9 protein-coding genes, 1 tRNA gene and 1 pseudogene are annotated in these 16,715 nt (G+C 62.6%); 5 read left to right on the top strand and 6 right to left on the bottom strand.

Annotated elements, in window-relative coordinates:
- Nucleotides 1-658: 658 nt before the first annotated feature.
- The 4 genes from MGN01_RS24200 to MGN01_RS19085 all read left to right on the top strand — a co-directional run bounded on the left by MGN01_RS24200 (nt 659) and on the right by MGN01_RS19085 (nt 9,342).
- The gene (locus MGN01_RS24200; RefSeq protein ID WP_238258619.1) at nt 659-3,364 is read left to right on the top strand and encodes a DUF8426 domain-containing protein; all 2,706 of its coding nucleotides are present in this window, start codon (nt 659-661) and stop codon (nt 3,362-3,364) included.
- Entirely contained in the window at nt 3,361-4,695 is a 1,335-nt protein-coding gene (locus MGN01_RS19075) for an McrC family protein (RefSeq protein ID WP_147048419.1), read from the top strand. The genes MGN01_RS24200 and MGN01_RS19075 overlap by 4 nt, the downstream gene beginning before the upstream one ends.
- A gap of 306 nt (nt 4,696-5,001) precedes the next feature.
- Nucleotides 5,002-8,436 (top strand): TM0106 family RecB-like putative nuclease, encoded by a 3,435-nt coding sequence (locus MGN01_RS19080; protein ID WP_147048420.1) that lies wholly within the window; start codon nt 5,002-5,004, stop codon nt 8,434-8,436.
- A gap of 54 nt (nt 8,437-8,490) precedes the next feature.
- The gene (locus MGN01_RS19085; protein ID WP_147048421.1) at nt 8,491-9,342 is read left to right on the top strand and encodes a hypothetical protein; all 852 of its coding nucleotides are present in this window, start codon (nt 8,491-8,493) and stop codon (nt 9,340-9,342) included.
- A 163-nt stretch (nt 9,343-9,505) separates the two neighbouring features.
- Here the strand turns inward: MGN01_RS19085 and MGN01_RS23710 are convergent, their stop codons facing one another.
- From MGN01_RS23710 to MGN01_RS19105, 6 genes and pseudogenes are all read right to left on the bottom strand, one after another.
- Nucleotides 9,506-10,144 (bottom strand): tyrosine-type recombinase/integrase, encoded by a 639-nt coding sequence (locus MGN01_RS23710; protein WP_170246066.1) that lies wholly within the window; start codon nt 10,142-10,144, stop codon nt 9,506-9,508.
- 348 nt (nt 10,145-10,492) lie between these two features.
- Nucleotides 10,493-10,765, bottom strand: a pseudogene (locus tag MGN01_RS24610) (Arm DNA-binding domain-containing protein); the annotation flags it as partial.
- An 84-nt stretch (nt 10,766-10,849) separates the two neighbouring features.
- Nucleotides 10,850-10,952: transfer RNA gene (locus tag MGN01_RS23715), tRNA-Gly, on the bottom strand.
- Nucleotides 10,953-11,312: 360 nt separating this feature from the next.
- Complete coding sequence (locus MGN01_RS19095) at nt 11,313-12,716, bottom strand: amidase (RefSeq protein WP_147048423.1); 1,404 nt, start codon at nt 12,714-12,716, stop codon at nt 11,313-11,315.
- A gap of 48 nt (nt 12,717-12,764) precedes the next feature.
- Nucleotides 12,765-13,961, bottom strand: coding sequence for an amidohydrolase family protein (locus MGN01_RS19100; protein WP_147048424.1), 1,197 nt, complete (start codon nt 13,959-13,961; stop codon nt 12,765-12,767).
- A gap of 49 nt (nt 13,962-14,010) precedes the next feature.
- The gene (locus MGN01_RS19105; protein ID WP_147048425.1) at nt 14,011-15,087 is read right to left on the bottom strand and encodes a SphA family protein; all 1,077 of its coding nucleotides are present in this window, start codon (nt 15,085-15,087) and stop codon (nt 14,011-14,013) included.
- A gap of 197 nt (nt 15,088-15,284) precedes the next feature.
- On the opposite strand from MGN01_RS19105, the gene MGN01_RS19110 reads away from it, so the two are divergent.
- On the top strand, nt 15,285-16,679 hold the full coding sequence (locus MGN01_RS19110) for an NAD-dependent succinate-semialdehyde dehydrogenase (RefSeq protein WP_147048426.1): 1,395 nt from the start codon (nt 15,285-15,287) through the stop codon (nt 16,677-16,679).
- Nucleotides 16,680-16,715 lie beyond the last annotated feature (36 nt).

Below are 16,715 nucleotides of genomic sequence, written 5' to 3' on the forward strand. Positions count from 1 at the left end.
ATGAGCGCGAAGCGGCCGGAACCTCGACAGAGCAAAAGTCCGCTTTCCGGCACTGCACCGCGCGCTGTGAATAACAAAATTGGGTCGACATCTGCCGCTCCATCTAAGTCTGCTTCGGAGTAATGAGGCCGAAAGCTGTCAGTCAGATGTCGGCCAGTTTGCGATCAATCAAACTGGTTGTTCGCTCGTCGAAAAATAGTTCAACTTCGACCGGTCCACCGGACTTTGAGCAAAAGGCACAATGGCAAAATTGTGGTATTCTGGTGACATTCTAGAGCCAGATCCGGGCACCCAGGCAATAGTGTATGCCGGTCTTTTCCCAGGTCCATTTACTTCGACCCTGCACTAATTTTGAACCCAGATCACCGCGATTGGGACGATCAACACGAAGGTGGTTTCACTTTCCGTATTCTAGGCTGATCTGCTTTATTTCACTTTAGGGGACTCATCCCAGGTTGCACGAAGCCGCTCGTATGCGTTCACATCCTCGACATAAGCCTCCATCGCCCTGGACAAGCGCAGTGCATCAATCTTTAACCCAGGAAAAAGAGGGAAAAGGCAGCTGGAAATGCAACTGCGATTTGCTGCCTCACTCGCGCAGACATCCTTGCTGTCGAAGGCATGTCAACTGCGGCCGTTACTAGGAACATGAGCGTCAATGGCCGATGATGGGTCGAATCAGATCGGAACGGCACCTGCAGGCAGTGAAACATCAACGCAAGCCGCCAGTGCGTCATCATCTGGTGTCGCCTTTACTGAAGCAGCGTTGCGCGCTCGATATGGCACGCCCATTTGCGGCGACAAGCCGAGCGGAAAGGCGGTTGGGTTTCAACTCCCGGATGGACGCCAGATCGGGCTTCAGCGGGACGTCGGTACGATCACCATTTGGATTGAAGCCGACGGGCTCCAGAGCCCCCTGCCCATCGGCGATATGACCACATACACGGCGGACCAAGGTCGCCATTCGAACTTGCCACCCCGCTTGAAACACGATCCAGGCGCGTCGTTAAGGGCGCAAGGGTTTCCGCGCGCGGTAGCGAGCGTAAAACTCGCCGAAGCCGCCGCCGTTGCTCAATTGCTCGACTGGTACGATGCGCATCGCCCTGTACTAAATCGAGCGGTGTTGGAGCGGTTAAAGCAGGTCTTCCTAGCGGCATTCCCAGACTTCCTGCCGAGCGCCTTCCAGGCCGAAGGCGGGAAATTTCATGCCGACGAGGATACCGACAAGCGCGCGTTGATTGCCCGAGTCTCGGCACTGGTCGACGGCGCAACAGGTGACGACGCGGCCCTCGGTAGCGCGATTCTTGAGGTGCTGCTCGGTCGCGACCATAACTTGCTGGGCAATTTTCGCACGAATGAGTTGCTGCGCGCCGTGCGAGAAAGTCATCCCGGGGTCCTGGAGGCGGCAACTGGGCGTCTGGCGCGCGATACTGCTGGACCGGACGAGGCCGCGGCCCACTTTGTCGAGACCGTCTGGCCAGCCCTTTCCGCGGGGCGGGAGGCGAACATGCCCTACGCCGAAAGCCGCGTACTCCCGACCCTCGTTCTCGCTCTCGTGCGGCCGGACGAGGCTATCCTTGTACGCTACCAGCCGTTTTATAACGCTGGCATGATGCTGCTCGGCCGTTCCCTCTTCGCGAATGGCCCGCTGACCCGCACCGAGTACGCCACCGTGCTCGAACTCAGCCGCGCGATCTTCGCCATCATGCGCGATGCCTGGGATTGGCGCCCGCGCGACCTCTTCGACGTCCAAAGCTTCATCTGGGTCACATGTCGCGACCGCGCGGCCGCGCTCTCATCAGCTTCGATCCCGGAGTCTGCAGTGTCCGCACTTACACCAGAGCCCACGAACCTGATTCTGTACGGCCCACCGGGAACAGGGAAGACCTTCAGAACGGCCGCCGAAGCTGTGAGGCTGTGCGGTTACGACGACTTCGATTTCGACGATCGGTCTGCCGTTATGGCGAAGTATCGCGAACTCTGCGGACTTAAGCAGATCGCCTTCGTGACCTTCCATCAATCTTATTCGTACGAGGAGTTCATTGAGGGCCTGCGTCCGAAGCCTATTCACTCGGAAACGGGTGAAGCGGGTGCAGGATTTACCCTGGAGCCAGAACCCGGTGCATTCGTCCGGCTGGCACGTAGCGCGTTGACCGGCGGCGGCCAAAGTGACGCCAACTACGATCTAGCGAACAAAAAATTCTTTAAGATGTCGATCGGGCGAGCCAATAACTCGACCGACGAGCATATTTTCGAGGACGCGATCGAAACCAATTCCGTACTGCTCGGCTGGGGCGACCAAGTCGATTGGTCGGACGAGGCTTTCGCCAGTCGGGAGGCGATGATTGAGGCTTGGCGGCCACATCACCCTGATCACGAAGAGGCGCACGCCAATGTCGGCTATGTTCGCTTCCCATACATCCTACGCAACGAGGTCCGCACCGGCGACATCATCATTGTGTCGAGGGGCAACAGCCTCTTCCGCGCAATCGGCGAAGTCGTCGGACCCTACCGGTATGTGCCCCGCGAGGCGGACGGTTATGTCAACCAGCGACCGGTGCGATGGCTCTGGGTGAACCGGGAAGGCGCCCCGGTCAGTGACATCTTCGACCGTGCCTTTGCTATGGCGGCGATCTACGAGCTCGCCGCGAGCAGCATCAACAGGCCCGTTCTCGAACGCTATATCCTGTCGAACCGCGAGAGCGCAGACGCTCATCCGCCCGTTCCCTTCGTACTCATCATCGACGAGATTAACCGTGCCAACATCTCGAAGGTGTTCGGCGAACTGATCACGCTTATCGAGCCAGACAAGCGCTTCGGTGGGCTAAATGCGCTCGAGGTGCAGCTTCCTTACTCGCGCAGCTCATTCGTAGTGCCAGCCAATCTGCACATCATCGGAACAATGAACACCGCCGATCGCTCGATCGCGCTGCTCGATACGGCGCTGCGTCGTCGTTTCACGTTTCGCGAGCTGATGCCCGATCCGAGCCGTCTTCCGGAATTCGTAGACGGCGTCCCGCTCCGCAACATGCTGCGCGTCCTCAACGAGCGCATCGAGTACCTTTTCGATCGCGACCATCAGATCGGGCACGCGTACTTCATCGGCCGCGACACGCGCGCTGAGATCGACGTCGTGATGAGGACCAAGGTGATCCCTCTGCTGGTCGAGTACTTCTTCGAGGACTGGACCCGGGTGGCGATCGTCCTGGGGGATGCTGACGCAAAGTCCGGAGAGGGTCGGTTCCTCGTGCGCACGGAACTCAAACCGCCGCCCGGGATGACCTCCGACGATCACGCGCTGCCGCGCGTCCGGTGGGCACTCCGCGACCCGTTCCTGCCCGACGCCTATGCAAGCTTCGCATGATCGAGCGCACGATGCTGGAGTGGAGTCGCCTACCTTACGGCGAGGACCTCTCCCAACGCGATACCATCCCCATGGCTATGGCCGACCGGCTCGCGGCAGTGGCACGGCGTACCGCACTCGGCGGGGAGGATGGCGGCCGCATCCTGCAGCACGGACGCGACGCGATTCGAGCTGGCCAGATCGTCGGCGTCCTCGCGGCCGAGGGCTGCGCTCTGGAAATTCTGCCGAAGATCGATCTGATTGGCTTCGGAGCGGGTCACGCAGATAGGCCGGCGGCGCTCAGGCGCGAGCTGATCCACATGCTCGCGGTCGCCCTCGATCTCGATATCGCCATCGGGTCCATAACGGCGCTCGGCACGCAGCACGAGACGCTCCTCGAGGTGCTGATTCGCCTCTTCTGTACCAAGCTTTTCGAAGCGGTTCGCCGGGGCTTGCCGCGTCGGTACATTTCCCAGGCAGACGATCTGCGAGCTTTGCGCGGTCGCCTTGACGTTGTGCGGCAGTTCTCGGCGCTTGCTGCGTCACCGCAGCGTCTGGCCTGCCGCTATGACGAGCTTTCGCCCGACAACGCCCTCAACCAAATCTTGAAGGCGGTGGTGTCACGCCTCGCGTCTGTGGCGCGTGCGTCTGACAATGTGCGCAGCCTGCGCGAGCTTGCATTCGCGTTCGCCGATATCACCGACATCCCGGTTTCGGCCTTGTGCTGGGACGATGCGGTCATCGATCGGACCAACGCGCGCTGGGGCGAGCTGAAACGGTTGGCGCGTCTGCTCCTCGGCAACCAGTTCCAAACGACCTCGCGCGGCCACGCGCCGGGCTTTGCGCTCCTCTTCGAGATGAACGTGCTGTTCGAGGAATATGTGGGACGCCTTCTGGCGCGCGCACTCGCCAAAGAAGGGTTCGCAGTTCGTCTGCAGGGAGGCGGCCGTTACTGCCTAATCGAGCTCGACGAAATCGGAACAAGTGGCTCCAAACGCTTCCTCACTCGGCCCGATATCATCGTCAGCCAGCGAGATGCACCTAAGTTGATCATCGACACGAAGTGGAAGCGCCTCGCGTCGCAGATCGATGACCCCAAGCGGGGCGTCGCGCAAGGGGACGTCTATCAGCTGATGGCATACGGACGTCTATACGGCTGCCAGCAATTGATGCTGCTTTACCCGCATCACGCCGGCTTGATTCAACCCGAGGGCGTCATCGGCCGGCACCGCATCGAGGGTGGCGATGATCGGCTGACGATCGCGACCATACAGCTCGGGCAGAGGTCGACCATCGCAAACCGGCTCTCAACGCTGGCCGCGATGCGGTCCGTGGAAACCTCGCCAGGCTAGGCTAATCCTCGGTTCGCAGGCCTGTCGGTCGCAACGCGAGGGGAGGGGCTGCAAACCCAATTTCTCTTGCTCGAGCGGCAAACGCCGGCTCGGAAACCACGATCGAGGGGCGTCTGTGGCGATGCTGGCGGCGGATGCGACCGCAATACCCAGCACGGGAAACGCGGCCATCGCCCTTTTTCATCCCGATCGATTGGTTGCAGTCGGCAGCCGGTCAACTGTTGCGACGCTAACCGATCAACCTATGGTAGGTGCCCTTAACGCTATCCGGCGTCCACAACGGCCGGAAGGAAAGGGAAGTCGGACATGCAGGCCTCGACGCCCGAGATCGGTCGCCTCTCGCCGACCTTCCTCGCGACGTTTCTCGGCTGTACGACCTCGGCGGCTTGGACGCTGGAGAAGCGGCGCGGCCTGCGCTCTGCACCCGAGGTCGTCGCGGATGCTCAGGCCGGGCTGATTCAACGTAAGGGGCAGGAGCACGAAGATCGCTGCCTAGCCACGCTATGCGCGCAGCACGGCGCGCCGGTCTTGATCGGCCGGGACAGCCCCGAGCAAGCCATGAGGGCGACTCGCACTGCAATGGACCGCGGCGCACCGCTAATCGCGCAGGCGGCCCTCGTGGACGGGCCCTGGATCGGTTACGCCGATTTCCTTGTGCGGGTCGAGACAGCCTGCCCGAGCTGGGCATGGTCGTACGAGCCGTGGGACGCCAAGCTAGCCCATACGGCCCAACCCGCACACGTGCTGCAGATCGCCCTCTACGGTGATCTCCTGGCTCGCGTGCAGGGACAGGTGGCTGAGCACGGCGCGCTAATGCTCGGTAGCGGCGACCCGGCCAAACCGCACGTAATCGAGCGGTTCCGCCTCGCCGAAGTTCGGCACTACGTCCGCCGTGCCGCCCAGCGTCTCGAGCGGTTCGCGGCTGACATCCCGGTCGGCCTTGAGGGCGAGCCGTGCGGCCATTGCGGCAAGTGCGAGTGGATGGTGACCTGCGACGAGGCGTGGGCGAAGGCCGATCATCTGTGCCGGGTTGCAGATATCTCTCGGCGTCAGCGCCTGCGTTTGATGGAGGCCAACGTCTCGACAGCGGCCCTGCTCGGCGCCCTCGACGCGCAGCGCGTGCCCGGTATCGGCGCCGAGACGCTTGCCCGGCTTGTCCAGCAGGCGCGGTTGCAGCATCAGAGCGCGAGCGAAGGGCGCGGCGTGTACGAATTGCTAGCGCACGCTTCTGGCCTTGGGTTCGATCGCCTGCCGCCGTCCGATCCGGGCGACCTGTTCTTCGACTTCGAGGGCGACCCGATGCACCCGGGCGGCCTCGAGTACCTGTGCGGCGTTCTCTGGCGAGCGAAGTCCAATGACCCGGACGGAACGCCGGTGCCCGGCCATCCTGAAATGCGCTTCCTAGCCATCTGGGCGCATGATCGGGCACAGGAGAAGCGCGCATTCACTGATGTGATGGCGTTCCTCATGCGCCGCCTCTTGGAAGCGCCCAGAGCCCATCTCTACCACTACGCGCCCTACGAGAAGACAGCCTTGCGCCGGCTTGCCTCGATGCACGCGGTGGCCGAAACCGCAGTCGACAACCTTCTTCGAGAAGGCCGCATGGTCGATCTCTATCGCGTCGTGCGCGAAGGCGTACGTGTCGGCGAGGCGAGTTACTCGATCAAGAGCCTAGAGCGATTCTACATGCCGCCTCGCACGACTGAGGTGGTCTCGGGTGGCGACAGCCTCGTGCTCTATGACCGCTGGCGAACGACCGGCGATGCAAGCGCGCTAGCGGCGATCCAAGAGTATAACCGCGACGATTGCCTCTCGACCCTGTTGCTGCGCGACTGGCTGATTGGGCTGGCAAAGGCGGCCGGCATCGTAGCCGCGCGCGGCTTGGCTGACGGATTACCGCCCGACTTGGATGAGGGGCGCGAGAAACGGGAAGAGCGCGAGCGCGCGCAAGCCGAGCTCGAGGCGCGGGTAGTGGGTGATCCGAGCCTGCCAGGGGCCGAGGTTCGCCAGCTCATGGCGGACCTCGTGGGGTTTCATCGGCGCGAGCAAAAGCCCGCCTGGTGGGCGTACTTCGATCGTCAAGAGCGCGGACTCGAAGAGCTGCAGGAGGACGAGGAGTGCCTTGCTGGCTGCGAGCGGGACGGCGATGACTGGATTGGGACCGAGAACCGGAGCTTTACCTACCGCTTCCGCTATCTCGAGCAGGAGACGAAGTTGCGTACGGGCAGCGCGGTCTGCCTTACGCAGGACGGTGCGTCAGTCGGGAACATCGTCGCCCTCGACGAGTCGCGCCGCCTCGTTACGCTGAAGCGCGCCCAACGAAGCGGTCCGCTGCCGGAGGCGGTCAGCCTCATGCCTGGCATGCCGCTGTCGGTCGACGTCCTGCGTCAAGCCGTGTGGACGGTCGCGGCGGACATGACAGCAGGCGGCTCGGGCTTCCCGCACATCACCGCGCTGCTGGCCCGGATGCCGCCCCGGCTAACGGGACGCGCCGCCGGAAGCCCAATTATCGCGATGGAAGACCGCGAGGACCCCGCTCGGCTGCTCACGTCCGCGATCGCGGCGGTGCGCGCACTGGACCGCTCATGGCTCGTGATCCAGGGGCCGCCCGGCGCCGGCAAAACCTATACGACCTCCCATATCATCGCGGCGTTGATCGCCGACGGTAGGACGGTGGGCATCGCCTCGAACAGCCACAAGGCGATCGACAACGTGCTGCACGCCGTCGAGGAGCGCCTCCACGCGGCAGGGCGGCCTGTCACGACGCTTGGGCAGAAGAAGGACAGCGGGAACGAGGGCGGCTTCGCGGGTCGCGGCTACATCGCGAGCATTGCGGACAACAAGCAAATTGACCCGGATCTGCCGATCCTAGCCGGTACTGCGTGGCTGTTCGCACGCGAGGAGCTGCGCGCGAGCCGCGACGTGCTCTTCGTGGATGAAGCAGGTCAGGTTTCACTGGGCAACCTTGTGGCAATGGCACACGGCGCGCGCTCCCTAGTGCTCGTGGGCGACCAGATGCAGCTTGCCCAGCCAATCCAGGGGGCGCACCCTCGTTCGAGCGGCGCCTCGGCACTCGATCACCTGCTCGAGGATCACGCGGTGGTGCCGCCCGAGCGCGGCATCTTCCTCTCGCGCACCTGGCGGATGCATCCGGATCTCTGCGGCTTTGTTTCGGCTGCGGTCTACGATGGGCAGCTTCAGGCTGAGGTCGGCTGCACCCAACAGCGGCTCGTGCTGGCCACCGACGCCCATCCGGCACTCAAACCCGCAGGTCTCGCCTTTCGTCCCGTGGCGCACTCCGGCTGTCGGCAGCGATCGCAGGAGGAAGCCGACGAGGTGCTTGCTATTTTGAATAGCTTGCTTCGGCAGCGCGTGGTCGACCGAAAGGGACACGAGCGCGCGATGTCGCTCGACGATGTGCTGGTGGTCGCCCCCTACAACATGCAAGTGAACCTACTGAGGAGTCGCCTGCCGGCGGGCGCGCGCGTCGGCACGGTCGATAAATACCAGGGGCAAGAGGCGGAAGTGGTGCTCGTGTCGATGGCGACGTCGGGTGCCGAGGACATGCCACGCGACGCCGCATTTCTGTTGTCGCGCAACCGCTTCAACGTCGCCATCAGCCGGGCACGGTGCCTGGCCGTCCTCGTCGCGTCGCCGGGGCTCCTCGATATCGTGGCTAAAAGCGTCGAGGAGATGCGGCTGGCCAACCTGTTCTGCTGGGCGGCAGAGCACGGGAGCTGACCGGTGCGATGCAAATACCTGCAAACGCAAAAGATCGGGACTGGGGAGGTTTGATTGCCGCGCAACACTGCACAGATCGCTGACCCGATCTCGGGCGACCAGCTGTTTCAGCAGCGCGCTCGCCGTGCTCTCCCTCTTCTGGTGCGTCAAGCCGAGCTTCAGCGCCCGATTATTTACGGCGATCTTGCAGCTGAACTGGCCATGCCGAATGCCCGCAACCTCAACTATGTCTTAGGCAGCATCGGCAACACTATTGAGAGACTGGCTAAGTCGTGGAAGGTCGATATCCCACCGCTGCAGGCTTTGGTCGTCAATCGGCAAACGGGCCTGCCCGGCGAGGGCATTTCATGGTTTTTTCGCGCTGACAAATTCGTCGAACTTCCGATCGACAAGAAGCGGGCCGTCATCGCCGGTGCGCACGCGAAGATCTACGCTTTTCCGCGATGGCGGGAGACACTTGACCTGTTGTCTCTCGACTACCCGACTCCAAACGCGGCTGACGATGTCTATGCGGCAGCTGCGTTTGGCGGTGGCGAAGGAGAGCGGCATCGCGCGTTTAAGGAGCGCGTGGCGAAGCAACCCGACTTGTTCGGGTTGCCGAAGGGCACGCCGGTTGGACGGACCGAGGTACCACTTCCTTCGGGAGACCGCCTTGACGTATCGTTCGACCGGCAAGGCATATGGGTCGGAGCTGAGGTCAAGCCATCCACCGCTCCCGAGCCCGACCTTGTGCGAGGGCTCTTTCAATGCATCAAATACAGCGCGGTGCTAGAGGCGATGGAGCGTGTTTGCGGCGGCACGCGCGTTGTGCAAGTATTCCTCGTGCTGGAAGGTCAACTACCGGCTCGACTTATCCCATTGCGCAATATGTTGGGTGTACGTGTGCTTGAGGCACCCTTCAAATAAATACTGCGCCCCATTGAACTGTCCTGCCCAGAAGTATGGTTTCAAGGCCAGATGAAGGCGGCCGAATAGAACGAAGCGTAAGATAAACTTGTGACTTCATTCTTCGATTGTGCGGAGGGAGAACTCGAACTGCCTTAGCGTCTCCCTGAATTCGGTCAGCCGCTCAACTCAGTCCACGACGATCCTCCGAGCGACACGGTTCTAAGCGCAACTGGGGCAGGCTCCGACGCAACCTCCGCGTCAACCCTGCATTGCCGACGAATTCGAGCTTGCCATCCAGAAAATCAGCGACGCGTTGGGCAGCGTTGGCGACATGCCCAGCCGACGGCTGCACGTAGCGAGAAGTTACATCCGTCTTGTCCATTGCATGGTTGAGCAGCAACTTGATCGTGTAGGGGTCAACCCCCGCCTCCGCGCAGGCGGTAGCGTATGTACGGCGCAGATCATGCGGCCAGACTCCTGGGAAAGCTTTCAACTCACGCATGTTCTGAACGTGACCGAAGCTGCTGTCGGCTGGGAAGACCCATGGGCTCTTCGGATCCAGCTGTAGCGCAGCCGCGCGAGCCTCTTCGAAAATGATTTGGGCTTGCCTTGTGAGAGGCAGATCATAGGCACGGGTGCGGCCGCCCTTCGGGTTCGGACGGTGCAATACGCCGTCCCGTAGATCCTCCCAACGAACGGTCGCAGCATCTGTCATGCGCAGACCAGAGAAAAGGAGCAGCTTCCAGTACGACCGCCTGACTGGATTGCTTAGGGTCAGCACCTGGCCCCACCACTCAGGCAGATCCTCCCAGGACAGCACGCGTCGTGTCCCTCGCTCGGGAAAGAACTCGACGGCGACGCACGGATTTGCGGGTAAGTCGTCTACGAGCCTCTTGTCTGCAAAGTTGTACACGGCACGAAGAAGCCGAGCGCCCTGATTTGCCGCCGTCGGACCGATAGATCCCCAACCCTCGTGCCAGGACCTTATGTCACGCCTCGTGAGAGTACGGAGTTCCCGACCCCCGTGGGGCGAGAGCATCTTCCGCCAATTATGCGCGTTGAGCGCGAGGGTCTTGGGCGACGCCGCCTTGCGCGTTAGAGACGCTGTGTACTCTGAAAAGGCGTTGGAGAGCGTGAGTCGGGTTCGCTCGGCGAGCTGCCGCTCATCAACGAGGTCGCGCCCCTGATGTGCAGCGGCAACGATCTCGACGGTCCTGGCGCGGGCGTCCGCTACTGAAAGTTCGTTCACCCGGCCGAGAGTCAATTTTCGCTGACGACGACCAACTCGGTAATGGACGAAGAAACTGCCAGATGTGGTCTTGCCGCGGTATGCCCCCAGGCCCCGCGTCTCGGTATCCCACACCACGAGTTGGGCGCTTCCTTCGGCGGGTAGCGTCAAGTAACGGGATAGCGTTGTGGTAGAGAACTTGAACCTTCTCACCTGCGTCGCTCCATTGTAGCAGTTATGGAGCGTGGCGCTTCCAGCTCCAGCTAGCGACGTACAGCGTACAGATGGGGAAGCGAATACGGGCGAACAGCTTGGTCAGCGCCGTCTAGCTCAGAGATACTCAAAAAAAATGGCGAGCTCTGCTTGGGAAGCTGACGTTCTACCACTGAACTACGCCCGCGAACCTATGCGCTATGAGGCGCTTAGGTGCCTTACGTCAACGTTCGCCGCGCGAAAGCGAGATCGTACGTAGCAGCTTCGTAGCGCGCGCGCCACGGGTCTAGATGCCAACTAAGCGATAAGAGCTGGAGCTAGGCCCTGGGCAACACGTGGCCGCCAACGCGACTATCAGATGCGCCTTCGCTGTTCCGGTGTGCGCCATCAGCGGACCTTAGTTTGAAACCACTGGAATGGCCGCTTGGAGCCCGAAAGCGGAATGACAGCTTCTAAGGACATTCCCTCCGATAGCTGACGCACGGTGCCGAACGATTTCTGGCGGTCCCGCACTGGTTGTGGTGGCCATCGCTCTCGTCTCTCCGAATTAGCCGTGCTGGGGCGATGGCCAGACGACGGGGTCATGCAGCGCAATGGCGTCGCCCACTGCGAAGCAGAGCTCTTCCTGAAAGCGCCCCGATACGACTTGGACGCCCCTGGGCAGACCGTCCTCGAAACCGATCGGCACGGCCAGGCTCGGCAGACCGAGCAGCGAGATGGCGGTTAGCGGGCCGAAGCCGCGTAGCATGGCATGAACGGCCGCATCGCCCTGCTGGTCGACGTCCACGGCAGGAGGTCGTTCCAGCGCAACAGGCATGACCAGGACAGGTGTATTTTGCGTCCGTTCCACGAAGTCCCGGATGAGGGCGGATCGCCTCTGAAGCAGAGCGACGTACGCAGCTGCCGTATCGACCCTAGCAACGTAGGTCAGGGCCGCCCGCCTCGCCTGAATGATCGCCCGATCGCCGAACCGTTCCACGAGCGAATGCAGGTGCCCGGCGTCTTCGGACGTCGTAAGCGTCCAGAACAGCCGTCCGGCTTCCTCGAGCCACGGTATCTCGACATCGACGACATCGAAGCCCTGGCCGCTGAGCGCTGCGGCCGCAGCTTCGACCGCATCGAGATTGAAGGGATCGATCCGTCCCGTCGGCCAGCGGGTCAAGACCCCGATCCGCGGTTTCATCCGATGCGACGATGCGGCCGGAATCCAATTGGGGTCTGCCGCATCGCCGGCCGACATCGCCTCGAAGGCCACCCTCAGCTCGGGGATCGATCGAGCGAAGCATCCCTGGACGTTCGTGATCTGGGTTCCCAGCGTCGGCTCGAAGCCCAGTGTCGCGTCATGGCTCGGCACGCGGCCGACCGTGGGGCGGATACCGAACACGCCCGCGACATGCGCGGGATAGCGGATGGAGCCGGCGCGGTCGTTTCCGTGAGCGATCGGGACCATGCCGGCAGCGACCGAGACTGCCGCGCCACCGCTCGATCCCCCCGGCGTGATCGCCGGATTCCAAGGATTCAGCGTGCGCCCATAGAGATCGTTGTCCGTGAAGTAGCGCGCCGAAAAGGCTGGTACGTTGGTGCGTCCGATGCAGATCGCACCTGCTCGCTTCAGGTTGCCGATGCAGGGGTTGTCGCGGGCGGCGATACGATCCGCGAAGCCGCGCACGCCATTCGTCGTGGCAAGACCTTCGTAGTCGGAATTGAGCTTGGCGGTGAAGGGCACGCCTACCAACGAGCCCTTCGGGGCTTCCCCGCGCGACACGGTAGAGTCGACCAGTTTCGCCTGTGCCAACGCAGCATCGTCGAGCCGATCCACGATGGCATTGACCGCCGGATTGGTCTCGTCGACACGCCGCAAGGCGGCCTCGACGACCTCGACGCAGGAAAGGTCGCGGCTGCGGATCAGATCGGCGATCTGGTGCGCGCGGAGGCCCCACAAGTCGGTCATGAAATGCAGTCCTCGATCCCCGGCCCATCGGCCGCGGCAGGGCCGTTCCTAGCCGTGCTCCGCGGTGAACTGCTGCACGACCTTGCTGCTTGCGACACGAACGTGGCGCGTCGTCGCCGGAGTATTGCGACTACGGCCGACGAACCGAGGTATCCCATCGGTCACGACCGCGCCGACGGCCGGCACGTCTCCGTTGCGGAGCGCGGAGATCGCGTCGTTCTTCGAGCCGCCCGCGCAGGCGTCGACGAGGACGATATCGGCATCGCGACCGACATCCAGAATGCCGCTGTTCAGACCATAGACAGCCGCGTTGTTTCCGGTCGCGGCGGCGATTGCCCACTCTGGGGGGATCTCTGTGAGACTTGCGATGTGCGAGATCGTGTAGAGCATGCCGAGCGGCATGATCCCGCTACCCGTCGGCGTATCCGTGGCGATGAGAAGTCGCTCGAACTGGCCAGCGTCCCGAAGGAGATTGGCCGTCAGAAGCGTCGTCCTGAGATTGCCTGCCGTGCAGACCTGCAGTGCGATGTCGGACTCGTCGACCAGCCTTGCGAAACCCTCTTCAGGCATCGCCACCGGACCACCGTTCACGTGGAACGACACCTTCGGGCGCAGATGCAGAAGGTGCTCGGCCCAGATCCCCGAAGAACCGGGAATCGAGGAGCCGCCAGTATGAACCAGCGAGGTCATACCGAGTTCGTGCGCCCAGCCGATGAGTTCCGCATAGCCGTAGGGAGTCGCGAACGCACCGAAGCCGGCCTTCACCAGCCAGACGCCCAGACGCTTGACCTCGACGAGGTTCTCACGCGTGAGGCCCGGCTCGAGGATCAAGGCGCCGGCGTGGACCCGCATGCCGCCCGGCCGATAGGTGTCGAAGCAACGCCGCGCCGCGACTGCAAGCGCCATGACGCCCTCTGGATCGCGAGGCCGTCCCGGAACGTGGACCTCCGACGCACTGATCGCCGTCGTCACGCCCCCGTGGACGTAACTTTCGAGATATCCGACGGTCTTCTGGCGAGGCGTATAGTCTCCGAACGTGATGTGCACGTGGCTGTCGATGAGCCCCGGGATCGCAGTCGTGCCGTCGGCATCAATGACCACGTCGCAGGACGACAGATCGAAGTCGTCCGCGCTTCCGATCGCGACGATCTTGCCGCCGTCGGTAAGGATGCCGTCTCCGGCTCGATCCGGGTGCCGGAAGTCGCCGGAGACGATGCGTCCGATGTTGACGAGTGCTACCTTCACGTCGTGCCTTTCACCAAACTGCCGACCGAAAAACCCCGTGGCTGGCGCGTCAACGCGGGCCTGCGGATTCGATCTCCGCCGGAGAGTTGGGTCGATCAGTGTACAAGGGGAAGGATACGCGCCCCCAGATCTGGCTACCTCCGCCCGTGTTCTTGGCCACGAAGTTCTGCTGGTAGTAGAGCTGCACCGCGAACGGCCCCGGATTGTAGCTGATCATCGGGCCGATCGAAGCATACTCGAGCTTGTTGCCGTAGCCGCGACCATTTGGAATCGCGCTGACGATCCGCCCGTACTGGCGATCAGCTTCGAATTGATTGATGTAGACCGATGTGACGCCGATGTCGAAAATGCCGAACCTGCGCGTCAACGTCGCCTCGTTGATGAAGAACGTTCCGGACTGATAGTGCGTGTAATTGTTCTCGGTGTTGATGTTCAACATCATATTGTCGGTGAACGACCAACCGTTGTTGAGATAGGTCAATGCGACGCGAGGCTGGTAGGTCCAGTAGTTTCGGCCCACGCTGACCGGTGCCGTCGCCGGGGTCGGCGACAAGCGGTTGATCCGGTACGATCCGTCCTTGAGATACAGGTCGTGTCCAACGCTCACGTTGAAGCCGTTGCCGAGCTTCCAAGAGAGCGTTCCGAAATTGACGACCGTGTTCACGACCCCCAACTGGTCGCTCGAGAGGGCTGGTGTATCGAGGGTCTGGTAGCGGATCGGCTGCGTGACGCCGAACGCGTAGGACGCCCCGAAGATATTTAGGTTCGTCACGTAGAGAAACGTCAGGGCGGCCGGGGTCGATCCGATGCGAGCCGCGGTCTCGTCGCCTCGGCTGTTATGGCCGCGAAACGAGAAGTGCGATGCGAAGGCGGACGCGTAGAGACCGGGCGCCGGCAGCAACCCGAGCGGTAGGCCGAGGGTAACGCCGGGCAGATACGCCGGCACGTCTTCGACCGCATGCGCGGGTTGGGCCGCCAAGGAGGCGGTTAGGCCGATCGCGAGTACATCAAATCTCTTCATCGTCGCCAGGCCCCCAGCCCGATACGGACATTGCCGCAGTTCATTTGATCGCCAGATTATCTGACAATCTGGCGCAAAGATTCCGCTGAGGTTTCGAAAGGTCAAGCCTCAAAGTCGATCACGGACAGCGCAAAAACTTTGCAGTCGGCGCTTTCAGGATGCATCGCATCATCGGATCCGAGAGCGGACGGCAGCGCACAAATGAGCCATCTTGACCGTCGCATTGACAAATTGTTTGACAATATGGATGGCTAGGCGGCAATCCTGCCTTCAGCCTCGCAGACCGACATCCCGAGACGACAGTGGCGATACCCGAGCACAACGACGCCAAGGCGCAATCGATCAGCCCTGTGGACGGGACTTTGATCGAGACGTTCGACGATCACTCCCCGAGCGAGGTGGAGCGTCGGCTATCTGCTGCCCAGGGTGGCTTCGATGCTTGGCGTCGGCGGTCCGTCGAAGAGCGAGCGGACGTCGTCGCTGCGTTGGGAGCGTTCCTGGAGCGGCATCGCGACCGTCTCGCGGCCCACATCACCGCCGAAATGGGCAAGACGATCAAGGAGGCGACGGCCGAGATCGACAAATGCGCTGCCACATGCCGATGGTATGCGGAGCACGGGCCGGCGATGCTGCGGGATCGCGTCGCGCCCGTCGATCAAGGGCGGGCGATGGTCGCGCAGCGGCCGATCGGCGTCATCCTCGGCGTCATGCCGTGGAATTTCCCGTTCTGGCAGGTTCTTCGGGCAGCCATCCCCATCATCCTGTCGGGCAACGGCTATGTCCTGAAGCACGCCCGCAACGTCATGCGCTGCGCCTTCGAACTGGAGGTGGCCTGGACGGAGAGCGGCTTGCCTTCCGGCGTCTTCACCGTCGTCAACGTCGACCAGGGCATGACGGCGAAGATTTTGGCTGACGCGCGGATCGCGGCCGTGACCTTGACCGGCAGCGCGCGGGCTGGAGCTGCGGTCGCGTCACTCGCCGGTGCGAACTTGAAGAAGTCGGTGCTCGAGCTCGGCGGATCCGATCCTTTCGTCGTGCTTGAGGGCGCCGACCTGAAGAAGGCTGCGGCAGCAGGTGCGAAGGCGCGCTTCCAGAATGCAGGACAGGTCTGCATCGCCGCAAAACGGTTCATTGTAGAGGCGTCGATCGCGGATGCCTTCACGGAGCACCTGATCGACGCGACCCGTGCCCTGAACGTCGGAGACCCGACGGTTTCGTCGACGGATCTCGGTCCGATGGCGCGCAGGGATCTCCGCACCGAACTCCAGGGTCAGATCGAACGCTCGATCGCCGCCGGAGCTCGTCCGTTGCTTGGGGGCCACGAAGTCGAAGGTGCCGGTAATTTTCACGAGCCGACCATCCTGGCAGGCGTGTTGCCGGGGATGGCCGCCTTCGACGAGGAGACCTTCGGACCTTGCGCGGCCATCACGGAGGCGCGCGACACGGATCATGCGATCGCCCTGGCCAACCTGAGCTCCTACGGCCTGAGCGCCAGTCTCTGGACGGAAGACAGCTCGACTGGTGCGGCGTTTGCTGACCGCTTCGAATGCGGAGGCGTATTTCTCAACGGGTTTCCCACCTCGGATCCGCGTATTCCCATCGGGGGAGTCAAACAGAGCGGCTACGGTCGCGAGCTCTCCCATTACGGCATCACGGAATTCGTCAACGCTCAGACCGTGTGGCGCGATCGGCCCTGATTGAGCCCATCCCGGAAGTCCATAGGCCAATTCGCC

It is taken from the genome of Methylobacterium gnaphalii (assembly GCF_007992215.1).
GTDB classification, from domain to species: domain Bacteria; phylum Pseudomonadota; class Alphaproteobacteria; order Rhizobiales; family Beijerinckiaceae; genus Methylobacterium; species Methylobacterium gnaphalii.

Bases quoted from the DNA above. Each gene is read 5' to 3' on its own strand.
- MGN01_RS24200 (WP_238258619.1), top strand. From the start codon at position 659: ATGGCCGATGATGGGTCGAATCAGATCGGAACGGCACCTGCAGGCAGT.
- MGN01_RS19075 (WP_147048419.1), top strand. From the start codon at position 3,361: ATGATCGAGCGCACGATGCTGGAGTGGAGTCGCCTACCTTACGGCGAG.
- MGN01_RS19080 (WP_147048420.1), top strand. From the start codon at position 5,002: ATGCAGGCCTCGACGCCCGAGATCGGTCGCCTCTCGCCGACCTTCCTC.
- MGN01_RS19095 (WP_147048423.1), bottom strand. From the start codon at position 12,716: ATGACCGACTTGTGGGGCCTCCGCGCGCACCAGATCGCCGATCTGATC.